The organism is Pseudomonas sp. GV047 (genome assembly GCF_003058245.1).
Classification (GTDB): domain Bacteria; phylum Pseudomonadota; class Gammaproteobacteria; order Pseudomonadales; family Pseudomonadaceae; genus Aquipseudomonas; species Aquipseudomonas marginalis.
This window is the reverse complement of record NZ_QCWA01000005.1, coordinates 195,594-208,001: the sequence shown is the minus strand read 5'-3', so window position 1 is coordinate 208,001 and position 12,408 is coordinate 195,594. Positions and strand designations below refer to the sequence as shown.

Genomic DNA, 12,408 nt, shown 5'->3' with positions numbered 1-12,408 from the left:
TGAACTTATAAAAATTTTGCCGAATGGTAATGAAAAGCCCCACGTCTGACAAGGGAATTGCCCGGGGCTCCGCCTCCAGGCCTTGTAGTATAGGGGGTCTACGGATGTGGCAAGTTGTCACGGTGAAAAATGTGCATAAATCGCAGGCAATAAAAAACGCCCAGCTCCGTAAGGAGGCTGGGCGTTTTTGTGGAACGTAAAGCGAATTAACGCTTCGAGTACTGCGGACGCTTACGCGCTTTACGCAGACCGACTTTCTTACGTTCAACTTCACGGGCATCACGAGTCACGAAGCCAGCTTTGCGCAGAGCGCCACGCAGGGTTTCGTCGTACTGCATCAGAGCGCGAGTGATACCGTGGCGGATTGCGCCAGCTTGACCACTTACACCGCCACCGATAACGGTGACGTAGATGTCGAACTTTTCAACAGTCTCGGTCAATTCCAGCGGCTGACGAACTACCATGCGGGCAGTTTCGCGACCGAAGAAGTTATCCAGAGTGCGGTTGTTGATCGAGATGTTACCAGTGCCCGGACGCAGGAAAACGCGTGCGGTTGCGGTTTTGCGACGGCCAGTGCCGTAATTTTGAGTCGCCGACATAATGAACTATTCCGTTAAAACTTCAGTTCTTGGGGCTGCTGAGCAGCATGAGGGTGTACAGCGCCCGCATAGACTTTCAGCTTGCGAAACATATCGCGACCCAGTGGGCCCTTCGGCAGCATGCCTTTGACCGCGATTTCGATCGGGGCTTCAGGCTTCTTGGAGATCAGGCCTTCAAAGTTGGAAGACTTGATACCGCCTGGGAAACCGGAGTGACGGTAGTACATTTTGTCTTGCGCTTTGTTGCCGGTAACACGTACCTGCTCAGCGTTGATGATCACGATGTAGTCACCGGTGTCAACGTGAGGGGTGTACTCAGGCTTGTGCTTGCCACGCAGACGGCTGGCGACTTCAGTGGCCAGACGACCCAGGGTCTGACCAGCGGCGTCGACGACAAACCAGTCGCGCTGAACTGTTTCCGGTTTTGCAGTAAAAGTTGTCATTCTTTAATAGCCTCAGGGGCCGCCCTGTAAATTAGACGGCGGATCTTACTGAATAGTGCTTACTTTGACAAGTCAAAGGCAGCCGGATACAGACGCTATCGGGGGCTCGGGTCGGCGCGTCCGTTCAACGGCAAGATTCTTCGGCAGGCGGCGCATCACTTCCACTGCAGAAAGAGGTGGGCAATTATGCAGATTGCGAAAAAAAATTCAACCTGCTTTTATGATTGTTTTCCCTGAAGGAGTACCCGATGGATTATCGACAGCTGGGCCGAACGGATCTGAACGTGAGCGCGATAGCCCTGGGCACCATGACCTGGGGCGAGCAGAACAGCGAGGCAGAGGCCTTCGCGCAGATCGAACGGGCCAAGGCGGCGGGGATCAACTTCCTCGACACCGCAGAAATGTACCCGGTGCCGCCCAAGGCCGACACCTATGCCACCACCGAGCGTTACATCGGTAATTACTTCAAAAGCCGCGGCGACCGTGGCGACTGGATCCTCGCCAGCAAGATCGCCGGCCCCGGCAACACCATCGACTACATCCGCGACGGCCACCTGCGCCACAACCGCAAGCACATCGTCGAGGCACTGGACGCCAGCCTCAAGCGCCTGCAAACCGACTGGATCGACCTCTACCAGTTGCACTGGCCGGAGCGCAGCACCAACTTCTTCGGCCAACTGAGCTACAAGCACAAGGACGAAGACGACCTGACCCCGCTGGAGGAAACCCTCGAAGCCCTGGACGAGCAGGTCAAGGCCGGCAAGATCCGCCATATCGGCCTGTCCAATGAAACCCCGTGGGGCACCATGAAATTCCTGGCCCTGGCCGAAGCCCGTGGCTGGCCCCGCGCGGTATCGATCCAGAACCCCTACAACCTGCTCAACCGCAGCTTTGAAGTGGGCCTGGCCGAAGTGGCCATCCGTGAGCAATGCGGCCTGCTGGCTTACTCGCCCCTGGCGTTCGGCATGCTCAGCGGCAAGTACGAAGGTGGCGCACGCCCGGCCAAGGCGCGCCTGACCGAGTACAGCCGTTTCAGCCGCTACTTCAACCCGCAGTCGGAGGCGGCGTGCAGCCGTTACGTGGCACTGGCGCGGGAGCATGGCCTGGATCCGGCGCAGATGGCGTTGGCGTTTGTGACCCAACAACCGTTCGTGACCAGCAACATTATTGGCGCCACGAACCTGGAGCAACTGGACAGCAACATCGCCAGTGCTGATCTGAAACTGTCGAAAGAGGTGCTGGAAGGGATTGAGGCGATTCAGAAGGATCATCCGAATCCGGCGCCTTGATTGATCTGTAGACCGCTATCGGGGGCTTGCCCCCGATGACGCACTCAAGACCAGCAAAAATCAAAGCGCCCGCGCAATGATCTCCTTCATGATCTCGTTGGTCCCCGCATAAATCCGCTGCACCCGCGCATCCGCCCACGCCCGCGCAATCGGGTATTCCCACATGAAGCCGTAGCCGCCGTGCAACTGCACGCACTCATCCAGCACCTTGCATTGCAGGTCCGTGGCCCAGTACTTGGCCATCGCGGCAGTGGGCACATCCAGCTTGCCTTCCAGGTGCAGCGCCATGCATTTGTCGACGAATACGCGGCCGATCTGAATCTCCGTGGCCATCTCCGCCAGCTTGAAACGGGTGTTCTGGAAGTCGGCAATCGCCTTGCCGAACGCCTTGCGCTCACGGGTGTATTCCAGGGTCCACTGCAACGCCGCCTCGGCAGACGACAGCGCGCCAATCGCGACAGTCAGACGCTCCTGGGGCAATTCCTGCATCAGGTAGGCGAAGCCCATGCCGGCCTGGCCCAGCAGGTTTTCCTTGGGCACCCGCACGTCCTGGAAGAACAGCTCCGAGGTGTCCTGGGCCTTCATGCCGACCTTCTCCAGGCGCTTGCCCTTGGCGAAGCCGGGCGTATCAGCCTCCACCAGAAACAGGCTGGTGCCCTTGGCACCGGCCTTGGGATCGGTCTTGGCGACCACGATCACCAGCTCAGCCAGGAACCCGTTGGTGATAAAGGTCTTGGAGCCATTGATCACGTACTCATCACCGTCCAGCACGGCGGTGGTCTTGACCCCTTGCAAGTCGGACCCGGCACCCGGCTCGGTCATGGCGATGGCCGTGACTGTCTCGCCAGAGATCAACTTGGGCAGGTACTTGTGCTTCAGCGCTTCACTGCCGTAATGCAGGATGTAGGGCGCGACAATGTCCGAATGCAGGGAAAAGCCGATGCCAGTCAGGCCCAGGCGACTGATCTCTTCGATCACTACCGCGCTGTAGAGAAAGTCCGCGCCCAGCCCGCCGTACTCCTCCGGCAGATGGGAACACAACATCCCCGCCTCCCCCGCCTTGTTCCACAGGTTACGGTCGATGTAGCCCTGCTTCTCCCATTGCCCGTGAAACGGTGCAGCGTCTTTTTCAAGAAAGGTGCGCACGCTCTGGCGGAAGAGTTCGTGCTCCGGGCTGAACAAGGTTCTCGGAATCATGGGTCACCTGCGTGGATTGTCGGACAAGGAGGAACCCACAGAGCCTATGCCCCGATGGCGTCACAGGACACTGGACACATGCGACAAAAAATAAGACGATCCAGCCGTCTGGTGACCACTTTCCCCTATAAGAATAAATGAAATTATGTCTAACCAAATCTCCACGCCGTTGCGGCGCGTCAGCATTTTGGCCATTGATCGGGTATTCGCTTCAACCCTGATGCAAGCCAAGGATTTCTTCCATCTCGCCAGCCTGCGTTATGGCAAACAGCAAGGCCTGGGCCTGACCCCAGCGTTCGAAACACGCCTGGTGAGCCCCGACGGAAAATCGGTGCGCAGTTTCAGTGACGTGATCATGCCGGTGGACGGCGGCCTGGAAGACGCCGACATCATCGTGCTACCGGCCTTCTGGGATGACTTCGATGCCCTGTGCGCGCGCTACCCGCAAGTGCTGCCGTGGCTGCGCGAACAGCATGCACGGGGCGCGGTACTCTGCGGCGAAGCCACCGGGGTGTTCTGGCTGGCCGAAGCCGGCCTGCTCGATGGCAAGGAGGCGACCACCTACTGGCGTTTCTTCAACGCGTTCGGCGAACGCTTCCCCAAGGTCCAGCTCAACCAGGACAAGCACCTCACCGACGCCGACAACCTGTATTGCGCCGGCGGCACCACCTCGGCGTGCGACCTGTATATCTACCTGATCGAACGCTTCTGCGGCGCCAACATCGCCCAGGCCGTGGCCCGCGACATCCTCTACGAAGTGCAGCGCAGCTACTCGCCGGGACGTATCGGTTTTGGCGGGCAGAAGCTGCATCAGGACGTGATCATCCTGCAGATCCAGCATTGGCTCGAGGAGCACTTCGCCGACAAATTCCGCTTCGAAGACGTCGCCCGGGAACACGGCATGAGCATCCGCAACTTCATGCGCCGCTTCCAGACCGCCACCGGCGACAAGCCGCTGCACTACCTGCAACGGCTGCGTATCGAGACGGCCAAGGGCCTGCTCTCGGGCAGCCGCAAGAGCATCAAGACCATCAGTTATGAGGTGGGTTACGACGATGCGAGTTTCTTTGCGCGGTTGTTTCGCCAACACACCGAGTTATCGCCGAACCAATACCGCCAGCAATTCCAACAGGCTGCGTAAGCAAATGTGGGAGGGGGCTTGCTCCCGATAGCGGTGGATCAGTCAGTGCATCTGTTACTGAAAGACCGCTATCAGGGCAAGCCCCCTCCCACATTTTTTACTGTGTCGGTCTTAGGGTTTGTGCCCGCGCGACAGGAACTCGTGGGACTGCATTTCGAGCAAGCGGCTCAATGTCCGTTGGAATTCGAAGTTCAAGCGCCCGCCGGTGTACAGGTCCTTGAGCTCAACTTCCGCCGAGATGATCAACTTGACGTTACGGTCGTAGAACTCGTCGACCATGTTGATAAACCGTCGGGCGATGTCGTCGGTGGTGACGCTCATCTGCTCCACGCCGCTGAGGATCACTGCGTGGAAGATCTTGCCCAGTTCGATGTAGTCGTTCTGGCTGCGTGGGCCGTCGCACAGTTGGCGGAATTCGAACCAGGCCACGTCATCGCAGGTACGCAGGGCGATGATTTCGCGGTTCTCGATCATCAGCTTGTCGTTTTCCACCGCCTGGGTGCATTCCGGCGTGAGGGCGCGGAAGCTTTTGCGCAGGCTTTCGTGCGCCGCTTCGTTCAGCGGAAAATGGAACAACTCCGCCTGTTCGAGGTGACGCAGACGGTAGTCGACGCCGCTGTCGACGTTGACGATCTCGGTGTTCTGCTTGATCAGCGCAATGGCCGGCAGGAAGCGCGCGCGTTGCAGGCCGTCCTTGTACAAGCCGTCGGGCACGATGTTCGAGGTGGCGACCAGGGTCACGCCGTTCTTGAACAACTCTTCCATCAGGGTGCCGAGGATCATGGCATCGGTGATATCGGAGACGAAGAATTCATCGAAGCAGATGACCCGCGCTTCATCGGAGAAACGCTTGGCGATGATGGTCAGCGGGTTTTTCTCACCCGGCAGGGTCTTCATCTCTTCGTGCACGCGCTTCATGAAGCGGTGGAAGTGTGTCCGTACCTTTTCCTTGAACGGCAGCGCTTCAAAGAATGTATCGACCAGGTAGGTCTTGCCCCGGCCCACGCCACCCCAGAAATACAGGCCCTTGACCGGCACGTGGTCTTTCTTGCCGAACAGCTTGCTGAGCATCCCCGGCTTGCTTTGCGAGGCCGCAACCAGGTCGTCGTACAGGCGCTGCAAATGACGCACCGCCGTTTCCTGGGCCGCGTCATGGAAGAATTCAGGGCGTTTCAGATCAGCTTGGTATCGTTCTAGGGGCGTCATAATTTCGTTAGCAAGGCAACAAAAACGGGCCGTCACTGTAACGACGGCCCTGGATAATGGCAATCAACCCTTGGTCGGGTTAATCCTCGATTGGGGTCAACGCAATGCGCAGGGCTGCAATGGCGGCATCACGGGATGCGGCATCGGCGAACTCGGCGCTGTCGGCGACTGCGGTACCGTCCAGCCATACGCTGAAGCTCAGGGCTTCGCTGCGTACGTCCAGCGCAGCGCCACTTTGCAGTTGCTTGGTGACTGCGCCGGCCGCCTTGCCATCGGCAAAGTTGCGCGACAGCAGCAATTGCTCGCCATCGGCGGCCAACAGGCGGAAGCGGAAGCTGCCGTCGTCTTCACGGAAGCTCACGAAACGCGCGGCTTTCGCGGCTTTCTTCTTGGTCGCGACCGGCGCCGCAGCCTGGTTGACGAACGAACGCAGGCCCACCGCTTCACGCAACTCGGCCAGGAATGGCGCGGCTACGGCACGGGCTTTCCTGGCGCCGACCAGCAACAGGTCTTCCATGTCCGACGGGCGCGACATCAACTGGTGGTAACGCTCGCGCGCTTCGCCCAGTTGGCTGTCCAGCAGTTGGAACAGACGACTCTTCGCCTCGCCCCAGCCCAGGCCTTGCAGCAGCTCGCCGCGGAACGCTTCTTCCTGGGCCTTGCTGGCAAACGCCTGGTAGAGGGTGAACAGGTGCGAGTTGTCCGGATCCTTGGCTTCGCCGGGCGCGCGGGAGTCGGTGACGATCCGCGAGATGGCGTCTTTCATGTCCTTGGCACTGGTGAACAACGGGATGGTGTTGTCGTAGCTCTTGGACATCTTACGGCCATCCAGGCCCGGCAAGGTGGCAACGCTTTCCTCGATCAACGCCTCGGGCATGGTGAAGAATTCTTTACCGTTGCCGAACAGGTGGTTGAAGCGCTGGCCGATGTCGCGGGCCATTTCCACGTGCTGGATCTGGTCGCGGCCCACCGGCACCTTGTGCGCGTTGAACATCAGGATGTCCGCCGCCATCAGCACCGGGTAGCTGTACAGGCCCATGGTGATGCCCGCATCCGGGTCTTCGCCGGTCTCCACGTTCTTGTCCACCGAGGCCTTGTACGCATGGGCGCGGTTGAGCAGGCCCTTGGCGGCGACGCAGGTCAGCAGCCAGGTCAGCTCGGGGATTTCCGGGATGTCGGACTGACGATAGAAGGTCACCCGGTTCACATCCAGGCCACCGGCCAGCCAGGTCGCGGCGATTTCCATACGCGAGCGCTGGATGCGCTGCGGGTCATCGCATTTGATCAGGGCGTGGTAGTCGGCCAGGAAGTAGAAGGAATCGGCATTGGCATCCTGGCTGGCCAGGATCGCCGGGCGGATCGCACCGGCGTAGTTGCCCAGGTGCGGCGTGCCGGTGGTGGTGATGCCGGTGAGGATACGGGTACGAGTCGTCATGGGTAATCGCTTATCAGACTGCTATCAATTCGAGAGGCGCGGCAGCACCAGATCCTTGAGATCGGTGAGCTTGCCATGAAAAAAGTGCCCGCATTCTGCCACTTTCAGCAGCTCATGGGGGCGTTTCAAGGCGGCGGACCAGTCGTAGACGGTTTGCGGGTCGACCACTTCGTCGGTTTCCGGCTGGATCAGGGTCAACGGGCAGCTGTGGGGCAGCACATCGGTATCGCGCAGGCGCATCACCGCCGCGGCGACCATGAACAGGTGCGCGAGCTTTTCGCCTTTGGCTTCCAGGCGGCCGCCGAGGCTGGCCGCCACGTAGCCGCCAAAGGAAAAACCGAGCAGGGTGATCGGCAGGTCGGGGTGCTTTTCACGCAGCCAGGTGGCAGCCGCTTCGGCATCGTCCACTTCACCGGTGCTCATGTCGTGGGTGCCGGCACTCGCACCGACGCCACGGTAATTGAAACGCAAAGTAATCAACCCGGCATCGCGAGCCGTGCGTTGCAGGGTCGAAACGACTTTATTGAGCATGGTCCCGCCCTGCACCGGATTAGGGTGGCAGATCAGCGCCAGGCCACGTGGCTCGGGGTGATCCAGGTACAGGGCTTCCAATTGGCCTACCGGGCCATCGATCAAAACGGGGGTTTCACGCATGAGCAAGGAATGAACTCCGTGACCTCTCAAAGGGTCGACTCGTCTAGCTAAAAGTCTGTGCATGGCATCATTGCGAGCTTAATCGCGGTATACAGCGCAGGTTTGAGCCGTTAACGTAAAGCAAAGCCGTTTATAGAGGAAGGACTCGTGGAACACTCGCTCTTAGTTTGGTTGTTGCCGACTCTCGCCTTGGTTGCCGGTGTCGCCATTGGATTCCTGGTTGCCCGCCTGCTGCCGAATGCCGCGCCTAACCGCACGCAGCGTCAGTTGGATGACATTCAGGAACGTTTTGACAGTTATCAGAACGAGGTTGTTACCCACTTCAACAGCACCGCGACCCTGGTCAAGAAACTCACCCAGAGCTACCAGGAAGTACAGGATCACCTCGCCGATGGGGCAAACCGCCTGGCCCTCGACGACATCACCCGCCAGCGCCTGCTGGCCGCGCTGCATTCCGATGCACCGCAAACTCCACGGGAACGCCTGACTCCGCCCCGGGAGAACCAGGAACCGCCACGGGACTACGCGCCAAAAACGCCAAACGCCCCAGGCATGCTGGATGAGCATTACGGCTTGAAGAAGTAAGTTATTTTCAAGCAATAGAAAAGCCCGGTTGATCGCTGATCAACCGGGCTTTTTGTTGGGCACCATTCTCCAGAACAAGGGGCCTCAGGCCACAGGTTGCTCTTGAAGCCACCCACCCTCGATCCGCACATGCCGCCCATGGAAGCGCTTGAGGCTGCTGCGATGACCGACGCTGACAATGCTCAACCCCGGCAATTCATCAATCAACGCCTGATACAACGTCGCCTCATCCTCTTCATCCATGGCCGACGTCGCTTCGTCCATGTACAGCCATTGCGGCGCGAACAACAAGGCACGGGCAAAGGCCAGGCGCTGTTGCTCGCCGGGCGAGAGCATGCGTTGCCAATGGTTGGCTTCGTCCAGGCGCTCCACCAGGTGCGGCAGGCGACAGGTTTCCAGGACCTGTGCATAACGTTCTGCCGAATAGACGCTGTCGTCCTGTGGGTAACTCAACACCGCCTTGAGCGTGCCGATCGGCAGGTAAGGCTTCTGCGGCAGGAACAGGTAACGCCTGGCCGGCAGGCGAATGCTGCCGTGACCAGCCGGCCAGAGATGCCCCATGGCGCGCAGCAAGGTACTTTTGCCGCTGCCGGAACGGCCGCTGAGCATGACGCGCTGGCCCGGTTCAACGATCATGTTGGCGTCGGTCAGCAGGTGGCGACCATCCACCAGGTTCAAGCCCAGCCCTTGCACCACAAGACGCTCGCCTTCAGCGCTGACGTCGATGGCAGCTGGGCGCTGCTCGTTCTCACGCATGGCCTGCTGAAAACTCAGTAGACGGTCGCTGGTCGCGCGCCAGCCGGCCAGGTCGGCGTACGCGCTGATAAACCAGCTGAAGTTGCCCTGCACGTTGCCGAACGCCGAGTTGATTTGCATCAGCTCGCCCAGTTCGATCTTGCCGGAAAAGTAGCGCGGGGCAGCCACGATAAACGCAAAGACGATCGCAATCTGTTCATAGCCGGCAGTGAAGAACGTCAGGCGCTTGGACACCTTCATGATGTCCCAGTAGTTATGCCAGACCTTCCCGAACCGCGCGTTCAAACGCTGATGCTCATTGGGTTCGCCGTTGTACAGGGCGATGCTCTCGGCATTCTCCCGCACCCGCACCATGGAGAAACGCAAGTCCGCTTCGAAGCGTTGCTGCTGGTTGCTCAAGCCGATCAAACGACGACCGATCAGATGGGTCAGCCAACTGCCGACACCGGCATAGACCAATGCACACCAGAACATGTAGCCGGGGATGGTGATACCGAACACTTCAATACTGCCGGACACGCCCCATAGGATAATGGAGAACGACACCAGGCTGACCACATTGCGCAACAGCCCAAGGCCAAGACTCAGGGTGTTCAGGGTAAAGCTGTTGAGGTCTTCGGAAATCCGCTGGTCCGGGTTATCGGTGTAGCCGCCCTGCTCCAGCTGGTAGTAGTTCTTGTCGCCAAGCCAGCGGGCGAAATACTTTTCGGTGAGCCATGCACGCCAGCGAATGGTCAGCATCTGGGTGAGGTAGAGACGGTAGACCGCGCCGAGAATCGCCACCGTGGCGATACCGCAGAAATAACCGATCTGTTGCCAGAAGGCGGCGGTGTCCTTGTTTTCCAGGGCGTTGTAGAAGTCCTTGTACCAGTGGTTGAGCCACACGGAAATGGCCACGCTGAACAGCGACAGGCCAATCACCACGGCGAGCAACAACCAGGCCTTGCCCTTCTCTTCACTTCGCCAATAAGGCGTGATCATCGCCCAGGTTCGGCGAAAAAATTGCCCACGCACAGCGTCATTGACCGCGGAGTACTCAGCGTTCTGATTCATCGTTCAGGCTCGTAGGGAGGAAGGCAGGCGTTTGAACCGATCATAGGTGATCGGTTCAGGGTTCCGTGCGGCCTGAAGCAGGCTGTTCAGCTTAGGTTCAGCGGCGTACCGGACGCTTCTGCAGCTTGCGTTGCAGGGTGCGACGGTGCATGCCCAGGGCGCGGGCAGTGGCGGAGATATTGCCTTCGTGTTCGGTGAGGACGCGCTGGATGTGTTCCCACTGCAGGCGGTCCACCGACATCGGGTTTTCCGGCACCAGGGTGTCGAGGTCGGCGTGCTCGGACAGCAATGCGGCCAGCACATCATCGGCATCCGCCGGCTTGCACAAGTAGTTGCAGGCGCCGCGCTTGATGGCCTCGACGGCCGTGGCAATGCTGGAGTAACCGGTGAGGATCACCACGCGCATTTCCGGGTCGAGTTCCAGCAGCTTGGGCAACAGCACCAGGCCGGAATCGCCGTCCATCTTCAGGTCGAGCGCGGCATAGTCCGGCAGGTCGGCCTGGGCGATGGCCAGGCCCTCTTCGGCGGAGCCGGCGGTGCTCACGCGAAAACCGCGACGGCTCATGGCGCGCGCCATCACGCGGGTAAACGTGGCGTCATCATCTACCAGCAACAGGTGCGGCAGTTCTTCGCCTTCGACTTGGATCTCGTCACTCATCGATATCTCCTCGTGCGACACGGGGCAGGCGCAGCTCGGTGAGCGTACCGCCTTCCTCATGACTATAGAGCTTCACTGAGCCGCCCGCGCGGGTCACGCTGGCCTTGCTCAAAAACAGGCCCAGGCCGAAGCCTTTGCCCTTGGTGGTAAAGAACGGTTTGCCGATCTGCTCGGCGATGGCCAGCGGCACGCCTGCACCATGGTCGCGAATGCTGATCGTCAGGTCATCCACATCCCAATCCAGCCGGACTTCCAGGCCTTCGGGGCAGGCGTCGGCGGCGTTGTTCAGCAGGTTGAGCAAGGCTTGGGTCAGGTCCGGCGGTGGCGCCAGGCGCGGCACGGTCCCCTGCCCCAGCAGATGGAAACGGTAGCTGGCTTCGGGGCGCATCAGGTGCCAGCGGTTCAGGGCTTCGTCGAGCCACTGGGTCACGTCCTGCATCTCGACCGCCAGGCGGCGATTGGCTTCAGCCGCGCGTACCAGTTGCTGCAAGGTTTGCTTGCATTGCTTGACCTGTTCGCGCAGCACGCCGAGATCCTCTTGCAGCGCCGGGTCGTGATGGTCCTGGGTCATTTCGTTGAGCAGCACGCTCATGGTCGCCAGCGGCGTGCCCAATTCGTGAGCCGCGCCGGCGGCCTGGGTGGCGACGGCGAGCAGTTGCTGGTCACGCAGGCCTTCTTCGCGGCGAATGGCGCGCAGTTCTTCCTGGCGGCGCAGCTCTTCGGCCATGCGCGCAGCAAAAAAAGTGATCACGGCGGCAGACAGGGCAAAGCTCAGCCACATCCCGTAGATCTGCAGGTTTTCGCGGGCGATGGGGAATGTCTGCAGCGGATAGAACCGCGCCAGCAGCAGGGTGTACAGGGTCAGGGCGATACCCGACAGCACCACCGAGTAGCGCCACGGCAAGGTCACCGCAGCGATGGTCAGTGGCACCAGGTAATAAGACACGAACGGGTTGGTGGAACCGCCGGAGAAATACAGCAACACACTGTGGATAAACAGGTCGCAGGCCAATTGCAGGGCGTATTCCAGCTCGGTCACCGGCCAGGTGGTGCGCAACCGAATGGCGGTAAACACACACAGCACGATGGAGAAACCCAGGGTCACGCCCAATTGCAGCCACGGCAGCGGCAGCAGGTCGAACCAATAGGCGAGCCCGACCGAACCAGCCTGCGCGGCCAGTACCAGGGTACGAATGAACGTCAGGCGCCAGAGGTTCTGGCGGGTGGCGGAAGTCAGTTTTACGGCGGCGAGCATGAGCTCTCCCGATGAGCGCTGCAGGCGGATCGGCAGGAGTATAAACGAAGCGGGCACGCTGGCATGGCGCGTGTGGCTCTTTGCCGCAGGCCGGGCGAACGACCGTTCGTCGGCGGCCGCACAATGTGTAGCGAATA

At 60.1% G+C, this 12,408-nt stretch carries 12 protein-coding genes; 3 read left to right on the top strand and 9 right to left on the bottom strand.

What is annotated here, in order from left to right; translation table 11 throughout:
• Positions 1-206 precede the first annotated feature (206 nt).
• Together rpsI and rplM are read right to left on the bottom strand one after the other, a co-directional pair.
• Positions 207-599 (bottom strand): 30S ribosomal protein S9, encoded by a 393-nt coding sequence (gene rpsI, locus C8K58_RS14665; protein ID WP_003171743.1) that lies wholly within the window; start codon positions 597-599, stop codon positions 207-209.
• Positions 600-613: 14 nt separating this feature from the next.
• Positions 614-1,042 (bottom strand): 50S ribosomal protein L13, encoded by a 429-nt coding sequence (rplM, locus tag C8K58_RS14660; RefSeq protein ID WP_003171742.1) that lies wholly within the window; start codon positions 1,040-1,042, stop codon positions 614-616.
• 248 nt (positions 1,043-1,290) lie between these two features.
• On the opposite strand from rplM, the gene C8K58_RS14655 reads away from it, so the two are divergent.
• The gene (locus C8K58_RS14655) at positions 1,291-2,331 is read left to right on the top strand and encodes an NADP(H)-dependent aldo-keto reductase (RefSeq protein WP_027604844.1); all 1,041 of its coding nucleotides are present in this window, start codon (positions 1,291-1,293) and stop codon (positions 2,329-2,331) included.
• Positions 2,332-2,391: 60 nt separating this feature from the next.
• Here the strand turns inward: C8K58_RS14655 and C8K58_RS14650 are convergent, their stop codons facing one another.
• Positions 2,392-3,528, bottom strand: coding sequence for an acyl-CoA dehydrogenase family protein (locus C8K58_RS14650; RefSeq protein WP_027604845.1), 1,137 nt, complete (start codon positions 3,526-3,528; stop codon positions 2,392-2,394).
• Positions 3,529-3,748: 220 nt separating this feature from the next.
• Between C8K58_RS14650 and C8K58_RS14645 the strand changes: the two genes are divergently transcribed.
• Positions 3,749-4,669 (top strand): GlxA family transcriptional regulator, encoded by a 921-nt coding sequence (locus C8K58_RS14645; protein WP_169899207.1) that lies wholly within the window; start codon positions 3,749-3,751, stop codon positions 4,667-4,669.
• A gap of 111 nt (positions 4,670-4,780) precedes the next feature.
• Here C8K58_RS14645 and zapE read toward each other — a convergent pair whose 3' ends face one another.
• The 3 genes from zapE to C8K58_RS14630 all read right to left on the bottom strand — a co-directional run bounded on the left by zapE (position 4,781) and on the right by C8K58_RS14630 (position 7,964).
• Positions 4,781-5,875: a cell division protein ZapE gene (gene zapE, locus C8K58_RS14640; protein ID WP_027604847.1), complete on the bottom strand. Its 1,095-nt coding sequence runs from the start codon at positions 5,873-5,875 to the stop codon at positions 4,781-4,783.
• Positions 5,876-5,954: 79 nt separating this feature from the next.
• A complete protein-coding gene (locus tag C8K58_RS14635; protein ID WP_108573884.1) occupies positions 5,955-7,310 on the bottom strand; it encodes a tryptophan--tRNA ligase in 1,356 nt (451 codons plus the stop codon).
• 24 nt (positions 7,311-7,334) lie between these two features.
• Positions 7,335-7,964 (bottom strand): alpha/beta hydrolase, encoded by a 630-nt coding sequence (locus C8K58_RS14630; RefSeq protein WP_065924314.1) that lies wholly within the window; start codon positions 7,962-7,964, stop codon positions 7,335-7,337.
• 147 nt (positions 7,965-8,111) lie between these two features.
• Here C8K58_RS14630 and C8K58_RS14625 point away from each other — a divergent pair, with 147 nt between their 5' ends.
• Positions 8,112-8,549: a YhcB family protein gene (locus tag C8K58_RS14625; protein WP_003171734.1), complete on the top strand. Its 438-nt coding sequence runs from the start codon at positions 8,112-8,114 to the stop codon at positions 8,547-8,549.
• A gap of 84 nt (positions 8,550-8,633) precedes the next feature.
• On the opposite strand, the gene C8K58_RS14620 is transcribed toward C8K58_RS14625, so the two are convergent.
• From C8K58_RS14620 to C8K58_RS14610, 3 genes are all read right to left on the bottom strand, one after another.
• Positions 8,634-10,358, bottom strand: a complete 1,725-nt coding sequence (locus C8K58_RS14620; RefSeq protein WP_027604850.1) for an ABC transporter ATP-binding protein/permease — start codon at positions 10,356-10,358, stop codon at positions 8,634-8,636.
• A 97-nt stretch (positions 10,359-10,455) separates the two neighbouring features.
• Entirely contained in the window at positions 10,456-11,016 is a 561-nt protein-coding gene (locus C8K58_RS14615) for a response regulator transcription factor (RefSeq protein ID WP_010565532.1), read from the bottom strand.
• Positions 11,009-12,271, bottom strand: a complete 1,263-nt coding sequence (locus C8K58_RS14610) for an ATP-binding protein (RefSeq protein WP_027604851.1) — start codon at positions 12,269-12,271, stop codon at positions 11,009-11,011. Before C8K58_RS14610 ends, C8K58_RS14615 begins: the two co-directional genes overlap by 8 nt.
• Between the last annotated feature and the right edge of the window lie 137 nt (positions 12,272-12,408).

Bases quoted from the DNA above. Each gene is read 5' to 3' on its own strand.
- rplM (WP_003171742.1), bottom strand. From the start codon at position 1,042: ATGACAACTTTTACTGCAAAACCGGAAACAGTTCAGCGCGACTGGTTT.
- zapE (WP_027604847.1), bottom strand. From the start codon at position 5,875: ATGACGCCCCTAGAACGATACCAAGCTGATCTGAAACGCCCTGAATTC.
- C8K58_RS14655 (WP_027604844.1), top strand. From the start codon at position 1,291: ATGGATTATCGACAGCTGGGCCGAACGGATCTGAACGTGAGCGCGATA.
- C8K58_RS14615 (WP_010565532.1), bottom strand. From the start codon at position 11,016: ATGAGTGACGAGATCCAAGTCGAAGGCGAAGAACTGCCGCACCTGTTG.
- C8K58_RS14645 (WP_169899207.1), top strand. From the start codon at position 3,749: ATGCAAGCCAAGGATTTCTTCCATCTCGCCAGCCTGCGTTATGGCAAA.
- C8K58_RS14610 (WP_027604851.1), bottom strand. From the start codon at position 12,271: ATGCTCGCCGCCGTAAAACTGACTTCCGCCACCCGCCAGAACCTCTGG.
- rpsI (WP_003171743.1), bottom strand. From the start codon at position 599: ATGTCGGCGACTCAAAATTACGGCACTGGCCGTCGCAAAACCGCAACC.
- C8K58_RS14635 (WP_108573884.1), bottom strand. From the start codon at position 7,310: ATGACGACTCGTACCCGTATCCTCACCGGCATCACCACCACCGGCACG.
- C8K58_RS14630 (WP_065924314.1), bottom strand. From the start codon at position 7,964: ATGCGTGAAACCCCCGTTTTGATCGATGGCCCGGTAGGCCAATTGGAA.
- C8K58_RS14620 (WP_027604850.1), bottom strand. From the start codon at position 10,358: ATGAATCAGAACGCTGAGTACTCCGCGGTCAATGACGCTGTGCGTGGG.
- C8K58_RS14650 (WP_027604845.1), bottom strand. From the start codon at position 3,528: ATGATTCCGAGAACCTTGTTCAGCCCGGAGCACGAACTCTTCCGCCAG.